12 protein-coding genes are annotated in these 14281 nt (G+C 51.6%); all 12 read left to right on the top strand.

Annotated features, from left to right (window positions below):
* Positions 1-49: 49 nt before the first annotated feature.
* The 12 genes from pyrR to AURUGA1_RS04165 are packed head-to-tail and all read left to right on the top strand — an operon-like array spanning position 50 to position 14255.
* Positions 50-592, top strand: coding sequence for a bifunctional pyr operon transcriptional regulator/uracil phosphoribosyltransferase PyrR (gene pyrR, locus AURUGA1_RS04220; protein ID WP_114129016.1), 543 nt, complete (start codon positions 50-52; stop codon positions 590-592).
* Entirely contained in the window at positions 589-1548 is a 960-nt protein-coding gene (locus AURUGA1_RS04215; RefSeq protein WP_114129015.1) for an aspartate carbamoyltransferase catalytic subunit, read from the top strand. The genes pyrR and AURUGA1_RS04215 overlap by 4 nt, the downstream gene beginning before the upstream one ends.
* Positions 1541-2878, top strand: a complete 1338-nt coding sequence (locus tag AURUGA1_RS04210; RefSeq protein WP_114129014.1) for a dihydroorotase — start codon at positions 1541-1543, stop codon at positions 2876-2878. The genes AURUGA1_RS04215 and AURUGA1_RS04210 overlap by 8 nt, the downstream gene beginning before the upstream one ends.
* Positions 2871-3407, top strand: a complete 537-nt coding sequence (locus AURUGA1_RS04205) for a hypothetical protein (RefSeq protein WP_114129013.1) — start codon at positions 2871-2873, stop codon at positions 3405-3407. Before AURUGA1_RS04210 ends, AURUGA1_RS04205 begins: the two co-directional genes overlap by 8 nt.
* Positions 3404-4558 carry a glutamine-hydrolyzing carbamoyl-phosphate synthase small subunit gene (gene carA, locus AURUGA1_RS04200; RefSeq protein WP_240187338.1) on the top strand — a complete coding sequence of 385 codons (1155 nt, stop codon included), beginning with the start codon at positions 3404-3406 and terminating at the stop codon, positions 4556-4558. The genes AURUGA1_RS04205 and carA overlap by 4 nt, the downstream gene beginning before the upstream one ends.
* The gene (gene carB / locus AURUGA1_RS04195) at positions 4558-7848 is read left to right on the top strand and encodes a carbamoyl-phosphate synthase large subunit (protein ID WP_114129011.1); all 3291 of its coding nucleotides are present in this window, start codon (positions 4558-4560) and stop codon (positions 7846-7848) included. The genes carA and carB overlap by 1 nt, the downstream gene beginning before the upstream one ends.
* Positions 7845-8696: an orotidine-5'-phosphate decarboxylase gene (gene pyrF, locus AURUGA1_RS04190; RefSeq protein ID WP_114129010.1), complete on the top strand. Its 852-nt coding sequence runs from the start codon at positions 7845-7847 to the stop codon at positions 8694-8696. The genes carB and pyrF overlap by 4 nt, the downstream gene beginning before the upstream one ends.
* Before the next feature lie 4 nt (positions 8697-8700).
* The gene (gmk, locus tag AURUGA1_RS04185; RefSeq protein WP_114129009.1) at positions 8701-9588 is read left to right on the top strand and encodes a guanylate kinase; all 888 of its coding nucleotides are present in this window, start codon (positions 8701-8703) and stop codon (positions 9586-9588) included.
* A 2-nt stretch (positions 9589-9590) separates the two neighbouring features.
* The gene (gene rpoZ / locus AURUGA1_RS04180) at positions 9591-9848 is read left to right on the top strand and encodes a DNA-directed RNA polymerase subunit omega (protein WP_114129008.1); all 258 of its coding nucleotides are present in this window, start codon (positions 9591-9593) and stop codon (positions 9846-9848) included.
* A 20-nt stretch (positions 9849-9868) separates the two neighbouring features.
* Positions 9869-11089: a bifunctional phosphopantothenoylcysteine decarboxylase/phosphopantothenate--cysteine ligase CoaBC gene (gene coaBC / locus AURUGA1_RS04175; protein WP_114129007.1), complete on the top strand. Its 1221-nt coding sequence runs from the start codon at positions 9869-9871 to the stop codon at positions 11087-11089.
* A gap of 46 nt (positions 11090-11135) precedes the next feature.
* Positions 11136-12299, top strand: coding sequence for a methionine adenosyltransferase (metK, locus tag AURUGA1_RS04170; RefSeq protein ID WP_114129006.1), 1164 nt, complete (start codon positions 11136-11138; stop codon positions 12297-12299).
* Between the two features lie 3 nt (positions 12300-12302).
* A complete protein-coding gene (locus tag AURUGA1_RS04165; protein WP_114129005.1) occupies positions 12303-14255 on the top strand; it encodes a primosomal protein N' in 1953 nt (650 codons plus the stop codon).
* Positions 14256-14281: the final 26 nt, after the last annotated feature.

Here is a 14281-nt window from a genome sequence, read left to right as displayed (position 1 = left end):
ATTAGACATCCTTTAATTTCCGTCCAGAGAGGCGGGGAAGGAGGTCAGAATGACTGCACGAACCATCATGCAGGCGACTGACATGCAACGCGCACTGACGCGGATTGCTCACGAAATCCTCGAATCGAATCGAGGCGTACAGTCACTGATCCTTCTTGGCATTCCTACACGGGGTGTTACTCTCGCACATCGCCTTGCGTCTATTCTCGAATCCATCGTTCCCGGTAATTCAGTTCCCGTTGGGTCTTTGGACGTCACGATGTATCGTGACGACCTCTATCAGCAACCCACCCGTTCCACAGCGCCCACAGAAGTCCCCGTGAGCATAGATGATGCGACAGTCGTCTTGGTCGATGATGTCCTTTATAGTGGCCGCACTGTTCGAGCGGCACTAGATGCTCTCACTGACCTCGGGCGCCCTAAAGTCGTTCGTTTGGCAGTGCTTGCAGATCGTGGACACAGAGAACTTCCCATACGTGCTGATTTCGTTGGTAAGAACCTTCCCTCTGCACACGGCGAGCGCATCAATGTTCGTCTTGTGGAACATGACGGTGAAGATGGCGTAGAAATCGAAGAGGTGATGAGCGCTTGAAACATCTCCTGAGTACTCGCGATGTCTCACGTGAAGACACTATTCAGCTCCTCGATATTGCTGAAGATATGTCAGCAGTCAACGACCGGGAGGTCAAAAAACTTCCTGCATTGCGTGGAAAAACGGTGGTAAATCTCTTTTTCGAGGATTCCACTCGCACCAGAATCTCATTCGAAGCTGCTGAGAAGCGACTCTCTGCAGATGTCATTAATTTTGCAGCAAAAGGTTCAAGCGTGTCTAAGGGCGAAAGCCTCAAGGACACAACTCAAACCCTGGCAGCAATGGGAATTGATGCGGTCGTCATTCGTCACGGCGCATCAGGAGCTCCACAAGTACTTGCTCAAAGCGGCTGGATTGATGCTCCCGTCATCAACGCTGGAGATGGTACCCACGAACACCCTACACAGGCACTTCTTGATGCCTTCACCATGCGCAAGCGTATACATGGTGCCTCTTCACGCGGTAAGGGTCTCGACGGCATCAAAGTGACAATCGTGGGGGATATCCTGCACTCTCGCGTGGCGCGGTCTAACGTGTGGCTGTTGCAAACACTTGGTGCAGAGGTGCAACTCGTGGCTCCACCCACACTTCTGCCTCACGCAGTCGACACCTGGCCAGTGTCGGTGAGTTACGACCTCGACGACGCCTTTGCTCAGAGCAAACCTGACGTTGTCATGATGTTGCGTATCCAGCAAGAACGCATGCACGATGCTTTCTTCCCCAACGAGCGCGAATACTCGAATATGTGGGGACTCACCCAGGAGCGGTTCTTCTCACTTCCAGCAAAAACAATGGTGATGCACCCCGGCCCCATGAACCGCGGCCTAGAAATTAGCTCTGTAGCAGCGGACTCCCCACAATCAACAGTGTTAGAACAGGTTGCCAATGGTGTCTCTGTGCGCATGGCAGCGCTATATATGGTTCTCACCGGTGAACGAGAGGTAACTCATGACTAATCCAGATTTACTCATCACTGGAACGACCCTCCCAGATGGTTCTCGGGCAGACATCTTGGTTGAAGGGACTCGCGTAACTGCTGTCGGCAAAGGCCTCAGCTCTGTCTCTGCGACGAAGATTGATGCTGAAGGTCTCATCGTGCTTCCCGGTTTGGTTGATCTCCACACTCACCTTCGTGAGCCTGGATACGAGCAGTCAGAAACAGTACTTACAGGTACACAAGCTGCGGCACTGGGTGGATTCACGTCCGTCTTTGCCATGGCAAACACACTTCCAGTTGCGGACACCGCAGGTGTCGTTGAACAGGTGCTTCGGCTAGGTGATGAAGCCGGATATGCAACCGTACGCCCTATTGGTGCAGTTACGAAAGGCCTGGAGGGCCAGCAGCTTGCTGAGTTAGGAGCCATGGCTAACTCACGCGCAGCAGTCCGCGTATTCTCCGATGACGGAAAGTGTGTCTTTGACCCACTCATCATGCGACGTGCACTTGAGTATGTGAAGACATTTGGCGGCGTTATTGCTCAACACGCGCAAGAACCACGCCTCACCGTTGACGCACAGATGAACGAAAGTGAGGTTTCCGCTCGCCTCGGTTTGGCAGGCTGGCCAGCAGTTGCTGAAGAATCCATCATTGCTCGCGACGTTCTCCTGGCCGAACATACTGACTCTCGTCTACACATCTGCCACCTCTCTACGGCGGGTTCTGTCGATGTCATTCGCTGGGCAAAGAAGCGTGGAATTAATGTCACCGCTGAAGTCACACCTCACCATTTGCTCCTGACGGACGAACGTGCTGAAAGTTATGACGCTCGCTTCAAGGTAAACCCGCCTCTGCGTCGCGCTGAAGATGTGATGGCACTGCGTGAAGCCCTTGCTGACGGAACCATTGACATTGTCGCTACTGACCATGCTCCACACCCAGTTGAGAGCAAGGATTGCGAATGGGGCGCTGCAGCTTTTGGCATGGTTGGTCTCGAATCTGCTCTGGCCGTTGTCCAAACAACGATGGTTGAAACCGGCTTAATCGGCTGGGCAGAGGTGTCGCGAGTGATGTCAGAAGCCCCTGCTCGTATCGGTGGTCTCACGACACACGGGCAGAAGATTGAGCCAGGTATTCAGGCTGAACTTGTACTTGTTGATCCATCTACGCGCCGCAACTTCAGTGTTGAAGATTTGGCAGGCCTTTCTCACAACACTCCATACCTCGGTATCGAGCTTGCAGGTCAAGTTGTAGCAACCATCCACCAGGGATACCTCACCGCGACAGAGCGACATGTCTTAGATGCAGAGACCGTAGCTGCACATGCAGAGTTGGTGGCACGTGGATAACATAATCGTCACAGTACTCGTACTTGCACTTGTCGTACTGGCAATTACAGGGATGACTTTTTCATGGCGCAAGAGAGTAGCTCGCGACGCACGTTTTCAGGTTGTAGTCCCTGGTGCTTCCGTGGTTAACCACAGCAACGCTCCTGCAGAATTCTCTGGTCTCTATGTCGCAACGACTCTTGCCGTGGATCCTCTCCAGCGAGTGACCTTGCCAGGATTATCCTTTCGAGCCGATGCTCATATATTGGTCAGTCGTGATGGTGTGACCATTGCTCCTCGTGGTGAAAAGCCTACTTTTATCCCTGCAGCCCAAATCCTTCAGATTCACCGCACACAGGTTGCCATCGACAAGGCAGTTGAGAAAGACGGACTGACCGCGATCTCATGGTCTGCGTGGGACACCACCACGCAAGAACTCGTAGAGTTCACATCCTTCTTCCGATTCTCCATTCCTGAGGTTCGTCTCGCATGCGAGAACGCACTGACCACCAGTTTCCCCAACGCCACATCGAAAGAGGTAGCCTCGTGAGTCTCACGACCCCCAATGCCGTATTAGTACTCGAGGACGGTTCACGTTACGAAGGACGTGCTTATGGCGCTGAAGGAGCCACCTTCGGTGAAATCGTCTTTGCTACAGGCATGTCTGGTTACCAGGAGACACTAACCGACCCTTCGTATGCAGGTCAGATTGTGCTGATGACCGCCCCACACATCGGCAACACGGGCATGAACGATAAGGATATGGAGTCTCGTCGTATCTGGGTCGCCGGTTATGCCGTTCGAGATGCGTCACGCATTGTTTCAAACTTTCGTGCAGAACGAAGCCTCGATAACGACCTTGAACACGAAGGCATCGTCGGTATTCAAGGCATCGACACCCGTGCAGTTACTCGTCACATCCGATCAAAGGGAGCTATGCGCGCGGGAATCTTCTCTGGAGCAGCTGCGGCCGAGTCTGCTGATATTCAACTCGCTAAGGTCCTCGAAGCTGACCAGATGGCTGGAAAGAATCTTTCTGCCCAGGTCTCAACTCAGGAAGAATATGTCGTTCCTGCAGTGGGGGAGAAGATCGGTTCTGTTGCAATCCTTGACCTCGGTGTCAAGACCTCTACTGTCAACTACATCGCCGAGCGCGGATTCGATGCTCATGTCCTGCCACAGACCGTGACTGCTGAACAGATTCTTGCCATGAAGCCCTCCGCTTTGTTCTTTTCCAACGGCCCTGGCGACCCAGCAGCAAGTGATAAACATGTTGAACTCTTAAGAACCGTTCTGAAGGCTGGAATCCCGTTTTTCGGTATCTGCTTTGGCAACCAGTTGTTAGGACGCGCGCTTGGCTTCAGCACATACAAACTACCGTTCGGACACCGAGGTATCAACCAGCCTGTTTTGGACAAGGCAACAGGTCGAGTTGAAATCACCAGCCAGAACCATGGTTTCGCCGTGGATGCTCCCATTGAGGGGGTTCTTGACTCTCCAGCTGGATTCGGCCGCGTCGAGGTAAGCCACTACAGCCTGAACGACCAGGTTGTTGAAGGCTTGCGTTGCCTAGATATCAATGCTTTCTCTGTCCAGTACCACCCAGAAGCTGCATCGGGACCTCATGACAGCAACTATCTCTTTGACCGTTTCCGCGACATGGTCCTCGCATCCTCTACTATCTCGGGAGCATCGAACTAATGCCACGTCGTCCAGACATCAACTCCGTCCTCGTTATTGGTTCCGGTCCTATTGTGATCGGTCAAGCTTGTGAGTTTGACTACTCAGGTACACAGGCATGCCGTGTGCTACGTGAAGAGGGTATTCGAGTAATCCTGGTTAACTCGAATCCTGCCACCATCATGACGGACCCCGACTTCGCTGATGCCACCTACGTTGAGCCCATCACGCCTGAGGTCATTGAAGCAATCATCATTAAGGAAAAGCCAGATGCAATTCTGCCCACCCTTGGTGGTCAGACAGCTCTCAATGCTGCAATTTCTCTCCACGAAAATGGAGCACTTGAGCGCCACGGTGTTGAGCTCATCGGCGCCAAGGTTGAAGCCATCCGTAAGGGTGAAGACCGCCAAATTTTCAAGGACCTAGTTCTTGCCTCTGGCGCTGATGTTGCAAAGTCCTACATCGCACACACTCTTGAAGAATGCATCGAAGCAGCTAAGGATTTGGGTTACCCACTCGTTGTTCGTCCGTCCTTCACTATGGGAGGGTTGGGTTCAGGTTTCGCTTACAACGAGGAAGATCTCATCCGCATCGCTGGTGATGGCCTTCATTCCAGCCCAACCAGTGAAGTTCTCCTCGAAGAGAGCATCTTGGGATGGAAAGAATACGAACTCGAGCTGATGCGCGACACCGCCGACAACACTGTTGTAGTCTGTTCGATTGAGAACGTTGACCCCGTTGGTGTTCACACCGGTGACTCCATCACTGTTGCACCTGCTCTTACACTTACGGACCGTGAGTACCAGAACTTGCGTGATATCGGTATTGAAATCATTCGTCTCGTAGGCGTGGACACGGGTGGTTGTAACATTCAGTTCGCCATCGATCCCAAGGATGGCCGTGTCATTGTGATCGAGATGAACCCTCGTGTTTCTCGCTCCTCAGCCCTGGCATCAAAGGCAACAGGATTCCCTATTGCCAAGATTGCTGCGAAGTTGGCTATCGGATATCGCCTCGATGAAATCCCCAACGACATCACCAAGGTGACTCCTGCTTCCTTTGAGCCAACCCTTGACTATGTCGTGGTGAAGGTTCCTCGCTTTGCGTTCGAAAAGTTCCCTGCAGCAGATGCGACATTGACCACCACCATGAAGTCTGTTGGTGAGGCAATGGCTATCGGTCGCAACTATGCCACAGCATTGCAGAAGGCATTGCGTTCGTTGGAGAAACGTGGAAGCTCCTTCCACTGGGGTGAGGAAACCCGTTCTGTTGATGAACTGCTTACTATCTCCAAGATTCCTACTGACGGACGTATTGTGACTGTTCAGCAGGCACTTCGTAAGGGTGCAACTCTGGAACAGGTCTTTGATGCAACCAAGATTGACCCATGGTTCATTGACCAGATTATCTTGATCAATGAAGTTGCTGCTGAAGTGCAGGCAGCGCCTTCTCTAGATGCATTTGTCATTCGCTACGCCAAGGACTTCGGTTTCTCAGATGCTCAAATTGCAGAGCTTCGCGGTCTGAACGAGCAAGAGGTGCGCAACCAGCGTCACGCCCTCAATATTCGCCCTGTTTTCAAGACTGTGGACACGTGTGCTGGAGAGTTTCCGGCCCTCACCCCATATCACTACTCAAGCTATGACCTCGAGACAGAGGTGATGCCGAGTGATCGAAAAAAGGTCGTAATTCTCGGCTCTGGCCCGAACCGTATCGGCCAGGGTGTTGAGTTTGACTACTCCTGTGTCCACGCATCATTTGCGCTCTCAGATGCTGGTTATGAAACCATCATGATCAATTGCAACCCCGAGACCGTTTCAACCGACTATGACACCAGTGATCGCCTTTACTTCGAGCCCCTCACTTTGGAAGATGTTCTCGAGGTTATTCATGCAGAGAGTCAGTCGGGTGAACTTGTCGGAGTTGTTGTTCAACTCGGTGGTCAAACCGCTCTTGGTCTCGCAAAGGGTCTCAAGGCTGCAGGTGTGCCCATTTTGGGAACCACACCAGAAGCTATCGACCTTGCCGAAGAGCGTGGTGAATTCAGCCGTATCTTGGACGCAGCTAACCTGCTTGCTCCTCGAAATGGAACCGCAACAGATGTTGAAGGTGCAGTGAAGGTTGCAGAGGAAATCGGCTATCCCGTTCTTGTGCGTCCGTCGTATGTGCTCGGGGGACGCGGTATGGAGATTGTCTTCGATACCGCCACTCTTCGCGATTACTTCGTGCGCATCGATGGCCAAGCCATTGTTGGTCCAGATTCACCACTATTGGTCGATCGCTTCCTCGATGACGCCATCGAAATTGACGTAGATGCACTTTATGACGGAGAACAACTCTATGTCGGCGGTGTGATGGAACACATTGAAGAAGCTGGTGTTCACTCTGGTGACTCTGCCTGTACTCTTCCACCCATTTCTTTGGGCAAGAAGGATGTCGACCGCGTTCGTGAAGCAACCTTGGCTATTGCCAAGGGAATCGGCGTCAAGGGTCTGATCAACGTTCAGTTCGCGATTGGTGCAGGAGTTCTCTACGTCCTTGAAGCTAACCCACGTGCTTCTCGTACTGTTCCCTTCGTCTCAAAAGCTTTGGGTATTCCACTGGCCAAGGCAGCGAGCCGCATCATGGTGGGGGAGAGTATTCGGGATCTAATCACTGAGGGTCTGCTTCCGGTTCAAGATGGCTCTGTTGTTCCTATGGATGCACCCATCGCGGTGAAGGAAGCTGTGCTTCCGTTCAAGCGTTTCCGCACTCTTGAAGGTAAGGTTGTGGACTCCCTACTCGGCCCAGAAATGCGCTCAACTGGTGAAGTTATGGGTATGGATGTGAACTTCCCCATTGCCTTTGCAAAGGCTCAGGCTGGCGCATATGGTGGTTTGCCTTCATCGGGAACTGTATTTATCTCAGTTGCCGATCGTGACAAGCGCAACATCATCTTGCCTGCACTTCGATTCTCGCAACTAGGCTTCACCATTGTGGCGACCGAAGGCACGGCAGAAATTCTTCAGCGCAACGGTATTCCTACAACAGTTATTGGAAAGGTCAGCGCAAAGCTCGGTGATGACACCATTGTGGAACTCATTAACCGTGACGAGGTCGATATCGTTATCAACACTCCAAGTGGCTCAGCCGCTCGCGCTGATGGTTACGAGATTCGTGCTTCAGCTATTGCTGCCGATAAGCCATTGTTTACCAACATGGCTCAGGTCAGTGCTGCTGTTGCATCTATCGACACAATCCGCGAAGGTTTTGATGTGTGTAGTTTGCAGGAATACGCCATCAAGCGTCGTGAGGCTTTGGCTATCGTATGAATGAACTAGGTTTCGGAGACCGTCTCCAAGCTGCTTTCCAGCAGTTTGGGCACTTGTGTGTGGGGATTGATCCACACCCGTTCCTGCTCAACGAGTGGGAGTTTGACGACACCTTTGTGAGCCTGCGCGAATTTTCCCTTCGTGTCATTGATGCTTGTGTTGGACATGTGGGCATTATCAAGCCTCAGGTTGCCTTCTATGAACGTCATGGCGCCAAAGGCATGGAAGCACTCGAATACATCATTCGTCGAGCGCGTGAAGCTGGCTTGTTAGTCATCTCAGACTGCAAGCGTGGTGATATTGGCAGCACCATGGAGGCCTATGCGCAAGCATGGCTGACACCTGGATGGAATCTGGAATCTGATGCCATTACTGTCAGCCCCTACTTGGGTTCAGGTGCACTTTCTCAGACTGTTGACTATGCCCTCTCGAACAATAAGGGTGTCTTTATTCTTGCCGCGACCAGTAACCCGGAAGCAGCACTGTTGCAGACTGCACAGGTAACCCAAGGTGTTCATCAGGGTAAGACCGTCGCGGCTGCCATGTTGAGTGACGTTGCCAGGTGGGCAACAGAAGCGACGCCACACAACTCTGTCGGTGCAGTTCTAGGTGCAACTCTCAACCTTCCCAGCTTGGGTATTCAGTCTGATGACTATCCAGCCTTGCCTGTACTAGCACCGGGTTTCGGTTTCCAGGGTGCTCGCGTAGAGGATGCCAAGAGTTTGTTCGGAAACCTCTCGACAAACTTGATTGTGTCAGAAACGAGAAGTGTGCTTTCAGCTGGGCGTGAGGGCGTAGTTGAATCAGTCACTCGTCGCGCAGGAGAGGTTGCTTCCGCCCTTGCCTAACGTCATGCCTGAGGTCGACCGCCGCGCTGCAGCGCAGGCGGGAGTCGTGGCACGTCGCAAACGTGCTGCAATCAAGGCAGATGTTTTTGAGGGCCGCAGATCTGCGTTAGACGTTTTTGTTGTTGCCACGATTGATCCTTCCTCTTCGGAAGCAACTATCCGGGTCACGGATTTCTTGAAATCATTGCGCGGTGTTGGGGTGAATAAAATTCCTCGCATTCTTGAAGAGTTAGATATCTCTCCACGAAAACGCCTCGGGGGGTTGGGAAAGCATCAGCGTGCAGGATTGCGTAAATGGATTCTTTCTTACCAAGCAAAACGTAACGAATCTTGGGCGCCGAAAGCTGTTGTTCTGGTAGGTCCTTCTGGTGTGGGCAAAGGAACAGTTGTGAGCCACATTGTGCGGAATCATCCACAAGTTCATCTTTCCATCTCTGCAACCACGCGCGATCCTCGCCCAGGAGAAATAGATGGAGTGAACTACTACTTCATCGATCATGGAGAATTCGACGCCATGATTTATTCAGAAACACTCCTGGAATGGGCGGAAGTCCACGGTCAACACAAATACGGAACACCTCGTGGACCTATAGAGAATGCACTGTCTCAGGGCAGAAGTGTGCTTTTGGAGATCGATCTACAGGGGGCTAGGCAGATTCGCGAAACTATGCCGGAGGCACGACTTGTCTTCTTATTGCCTCCCGATTGGGATGAACTTGTTCGACGTTTGCGTGAACGTGGAACTGAATCTGAAGAAGAAATTCAACGCAGATTAGAAACCGCATACGGCGAACTTGCTGCAAAAGATGAGTTTGACGTTCGGATCATTAACCGAGACGTCACCGAAGCTGCCCAACAGGTCGTAGACTTAATGGGACTTATCAAGGAGTAAAAATGGCTACCAAGCTCGAAGGCATCATCAACCCACCAATCGACGACCTGCTCTCGAAGGTTGAATCAAAGTACGCACTGGTTATCTTCGCATCTAAGCGTGCTCGCCAAATCAACGATTACTACTCTGACCTGCACGAAGGAAGCCTCTTCGACAACGTCGGCCCCCTCGTTGACTCCAATATTGACGACAAGCCACTCTCCGTTGCTCTGCATGAAATCAACGAAGACAAGCTGATCGCTCGTCCACTTTCGGCCTAACTCTCGAAACGACACCTGAAGTGTCGCGCACACCATTACGCATTGTCGTCGGGATTACCGGCGGCATTGCTGCGTATAAGGCAGTTTCTGTCGTTCGCGAGTTCGTCAAAGACGGACACCATGTTGATGTGATTGCAACCGAAGCTGCACTGCAATTTGTGGGTCGCCCTACGCTTGAAGCACTCAGTCGTAACCCCGTACACGTGGGTTTGTATGACGATGTTGCACAAGTTCGCCATGTTGCCTTGGGTCAGCAAGCAGATGTCATCGTCGTCGCTCCGGCAACAGCGAACACACTTGCCCAGTTTGCAGCTGGATTAGCTCCAGATCTTCTGGGAAATACCGTTCTCGCTCGTCGCGGCCCACTCGTTGTTGCTCCTGCAATGCACACAGAGATGTGGGAAAACACTGCAACTCAGGCGAATATCTCCATTTTGCGCTCTCGTGGGGTTGTCGTAGTTGGCCCTGGTGTGGGACAACTCACAGGTTCAGATTCTGGCCCTGGACGAATGTGTGAACCTGAAGACATCGTCAGGGAAGCTTATGAGGCTGTTTCTGGAGAGGCCCATCATGACCTCCTTGGTAAGCGAATCTTGATTACCGGCGGTGGTACGCGTGAGCCACTCGATCCTGTTCGTTACATTGGAAATCGCTCTTCGGGTAAACAGGCAGTTGCACTCGCTGAACGTGCAACGAACCGTGGTGCTGAGGTCACTCTCGTAGCAGCTCATCTCGAAGTTGAAGCCCCTGCTGGTGTCTCTCTTGTTACTGTTTCCACTGCTGCAGAGATGCATGCAAAAGTGATGTCAATGTCAGCTGATTTTGACGTTGTCATCATGGCAGCGGCTGTTTCTGACTATCGCATGGATTCTGTCTCTGGTTCGAAATTGAAGAAAGCTGACAACGGGGGAGAGCTTCACCTCACACTGGTTGAAAATCCAGACATCCTCAAAGAATTGGTTTCGTCCAAATCAACACAGCAAATCATTGTTGGTTTTGCAGCAGAAACAGCAACAGAAACAGAGCTGATTCGAATCGGTCAGGAAAAACTAGCCCGTAAGGGGTGCGATTTATTGGTCCTCAATCAGGTCGACTGGGAACAAGGTTTCGGAACAGAAAGTAACACCGTCACCGTCCTAGCTGCTGGTGGCGATATTCTGGATACTGCAACCGGATCCAAGATGTCTGTAGCGGACACTATTCTCGATTGCATCGCAACATCGCCATTCCACAACGCGTAATTCGCGTGGCACAATCCAACGTCTACGTACGAGAGGACTAATCGCCATGAGCGCTTTACGACTATTTACTTCCGAATCAGTCACCGAAGGTCACCCCGACAAGATTTGTGACCAGATTTCAGACAGCATTCTGGATAATCTGCTTGAACAGGACAGGGGCAGTCGAGTAGCGGTTGAAACCCTTGTTACTACTGGTCTGGTCCACGTTGCCGGTGAGGTAACAACCGAAGGCTATGCAGAAATCCCTGAAATCGTCCGTAATGTGGTGAAGGACATCGGCTACATCTCCTCAGATATTGGTTTTGACGGTGATAGCTGTGGTGTTTCTGTTTCTATCGGCCAACAGTCGCCGGACATCGCGAACCTTGTATTTGGTCAAGAGGAACAGGGTGCTGGCGACCAGGGCATCATGTTTGGATATGCCACCACAGAAACTGCACAGTTAATGCCCTTGCCGATTTATCTCTCACATCGCATTGCTGAACGCTTGACCGAAGCACGCAAGAGCGGACAGCTCGGTTATCTTCGTCCTGATGGAAAAACTCAGGTCACTGTTGGTTATGAAGGAATCATTCCTCGAACCATTGAGACTGTCGTTGTTTCAACACAACATTCGCCCCAGGAAGATGAGTCCCTAGAAATCCTGCGTTCAGATGTGATTGAACAGATCATTCGCCCAGTTCTTGCCGATGCTGGGTTCAACTCTGCTGATACTAAATTCATGGTCAACCCTATGGGAAAGTTTGAAATTGGCGGCCCCAAAGGTGATGCTGGTCTGACTGGCCGTAAAATCATCGTGGATACCTATGGAGGGGCAAGTCGCCATGGTGGGGGTGCTTTCTCTGGAAAAGATCCTTCAAAGGTAGACCGTTCGGCGGCCTACGCAATGCGCCATGTCGCTAAGAATGCCGTAGCTGCGGGATTTGCAGAAAAACTTGAAGTGCAAATTGCGTATGCCATTGGTGTTGCACAGCCAGTTGGACTCTATGTTGAGACATTTGGGACGGGCAAGGTTGATGACGCCGTAATTATCAAGGCAATTCGAAACACGTTTGATCTCAGCCCTGCTGGCATCATTCGTGAATTAGATCTTCTTCGTCCGATCTATCGTCAGACAGCTGCTTACGGTCACTTTGGCCGCGAACTTCCCGACTTTACCTGGGAAAAGCTCGACAAGGTTGATGAACTTCGACGTTTGGCTGGTCTGTAATACGTGAACTCTCAACCTGGGTTTGCGACTGTGTTGCTAGACACCTCCTTACCTCAGCTTGACCACGTTTTTGAATATCGCATTCCCGAGGCTCTCAAGGGCGAAGTTCGTGTGGGTTCAAAAGTCTCTGTTCCTCTGAGATCTGGTGCTCGGTTTTCAGATGCGTATGTCACCGCAATCAGCGAGAAACCAGAATTCACCGGTGATCTTCAGTTCATTGAAAACGTCATTTCTCCCGTCACGCTGTTGAAGCCTGACACTCTTCAATTGGCTCGCAAAATAGCGGATCGACAAGCCGGATCTGCCATGGATGTTCTTCGTTTGATCATTCCGGCCCGTTATGTTCGAGCGGAAAAGGCTTTTCTCGCAGAACCTTTCAAGCCCAATGATTTCAGTGGTGACATTCCTTCCAAACCTGAAGAATTCAACCCGCTTCATATCCCTTTTGGTTCGAGATTTGCACTCAAAGTGCCACCCAGGCTTGAGGTCTCCTCGGGACTGACCTCATCAAATTGGGTGAAACTTTTCGTTGCACTTGCGGCTGAACAGCTTGCTAAAGGCTTTAGTACAGTTATTGCAGTTCCGGACTTTAGAGATATAGAAAAGCTTGAACAGGCTTGTGTTGTGGCGGGACTGGAAAAGCATTTCATTCGAGTTGACGCCAAGCTTTCTGGCCAACAGAGATACGTCAATTACCTCCGGTCTCTCACCCAAGAACCACTCATCATTCTGGGAAACAGATCAGCAACACTGGCTCCAGCTCATAATCTAGGACTCCTCGTTGTATGGGATGACGGAGACCACAACTTTGAGGAACCTCTTGGTCCGTATGCACATGCACGTGATGTGTCCTTAGTTCGCCAGTCACTATCTGGATGTTCTCTGCTTTTTGCCTCTCACACACGATCTTTGGAAACCCAGAGGCTCGTTAAATTGGGATTCTTCACTGAAGCACCAGTTGACGAAGTTGCGCAGCCTGAGATTGTTCTCACAGATGCCAATCTTGAGGAAGGAACCTCCCCTTCACGAATTCCTGGTGCGGCATGGTTGGGCGCAAAGAAAGCCCTAGAACGTGGCCCAGTGCTTGTACAAGTTGCAAGTCCCGGATTTTCGCCGGCGCTTGTGTGTAGCGCGTGCAAGGAGAGAGCAACCTGTGCTTCATGCCATGGACCTTTGCATCTTGCACACCGCAATTCTTCTCCCAGTTGTCGTTGGTGTGGCAATCTCAACGCTGCATGGACATGTGACGGTTGTGCAGGAACGCAACTTCGTCCTATAGCTGCAGGTACAGAGCGAACTTCTGATGAAATAGGTCGAGCATTCCCCGGAGTGAAAGTCATTGTTGCGGACGGCCAGCACATCATCACTTCCGTTCCAGAGCAGCCAGCAATAATCGTTGCGACCCCTGGTGCGGAACCTCTTGCCGAGGGCGGTTATGCAGCTATCTTGCTCTTGGACGGTGAACGCCTCAGAGGCAGAGAAGCATTTCGTGTGGATGAAGATGTCCTACGTAATTGGAGCAACACCATTGCACTGGCCAAGTCTGATGCCACTGTTTTCATCAACGGTGCTGGACAAGTTCTCGGTCAGACACTCCTAGAGTCTGCTCAGGTTCGATGGGCGGCACATGAATTAGCAGATCGAATGGAACTACACCTGCCCCCAGCTGTGCGTGTAGTTTCTGTTTCTGGATCTGTAGAGATGGTTCGGACAACCTGTGATGAAATCCCTCCACTTGCAGGACATCGTGTTCTCGGTCCAGTAAGTCAAGTAGATGGATCATCGCGCGCGCTCATCTTCTTTGAATATAAGGATGGCGAAAAACTTGCAACCAATCTTCGAGCAGCCGTTATTTCATCCGCCACTCGCTCAAAGAAGCCTTCTTATTCGGACCGAGCTGCTCGAGTGCTTAGACTGAGAGTGCGTTTCGACGATCCCGATATCGACTCGCTCTAAATGTTGTCTCCTGTGAGGTGGGTGTT

This window comes from Aurantimicrobium sp. MWH-Uga1 (genome assembly GCF_003325955.1).
Lineage (GTDB): Bacteria > Actinomycetota > Actinomycetes > Actinomycetales > Microbacteriaceae > Aurantimicrobium.
The sequence above is the reverse complement of the archived record's forward strand: the minus strand, read 5'-3'. Positions and strand labels throughout refer to the sequence as shown.

Excerpts from the sequence above, each read along its gene's own strand:
- pyrR (WP_114129016.1), top strand. The coding sequence starts at position 50 with ATGACTGCACGAACCATCATGCAGGCGACTGACATGCAACGCGCACTG.
- AURUGA1_RS04210 (WP_114129014.1), top strand. The coding sequence starts at position 1,541 with ATGACTAATCCAGATTTACTCATCACTGGAACGACCCTCCCAGATGGT.
- carB (WP_114129011.1), top strand. The coding sequence starts at position 4,558 with ATGCCACGTCGTCCAGACATCAACTCCGTCCTCGTTATTGGTTCCGGT.
- pyrF (WP_114129010.1), top strand. The coding sequence starts at position 7,845 with ATGAATGAACTAGGTTTCGGAGACCGTCTCCAAGCTGCTTTCCAGCAG.
- gmk (WP_114129009.1), top strand. The coding sequence starts at position 8,701 with ATGCCTGAGGTCGACCGCCGCGCTGCAGCGCAGGCGGGAGTCGTGGCA.
- rpoZ (WP_114129008.1), top strand. The coding sequence starts at position 9,591 with ATGGCTACCAAGCTCGAAGGCATCATCAACCCACCAATCGACGACCTG.
- metK (WP_114129006.1), top strand. The coding sequence starts at position 11,136 with ATGAGCGCTTTACGACTATTTACTTCCGAATCAGTCACCGAAGGTCAC.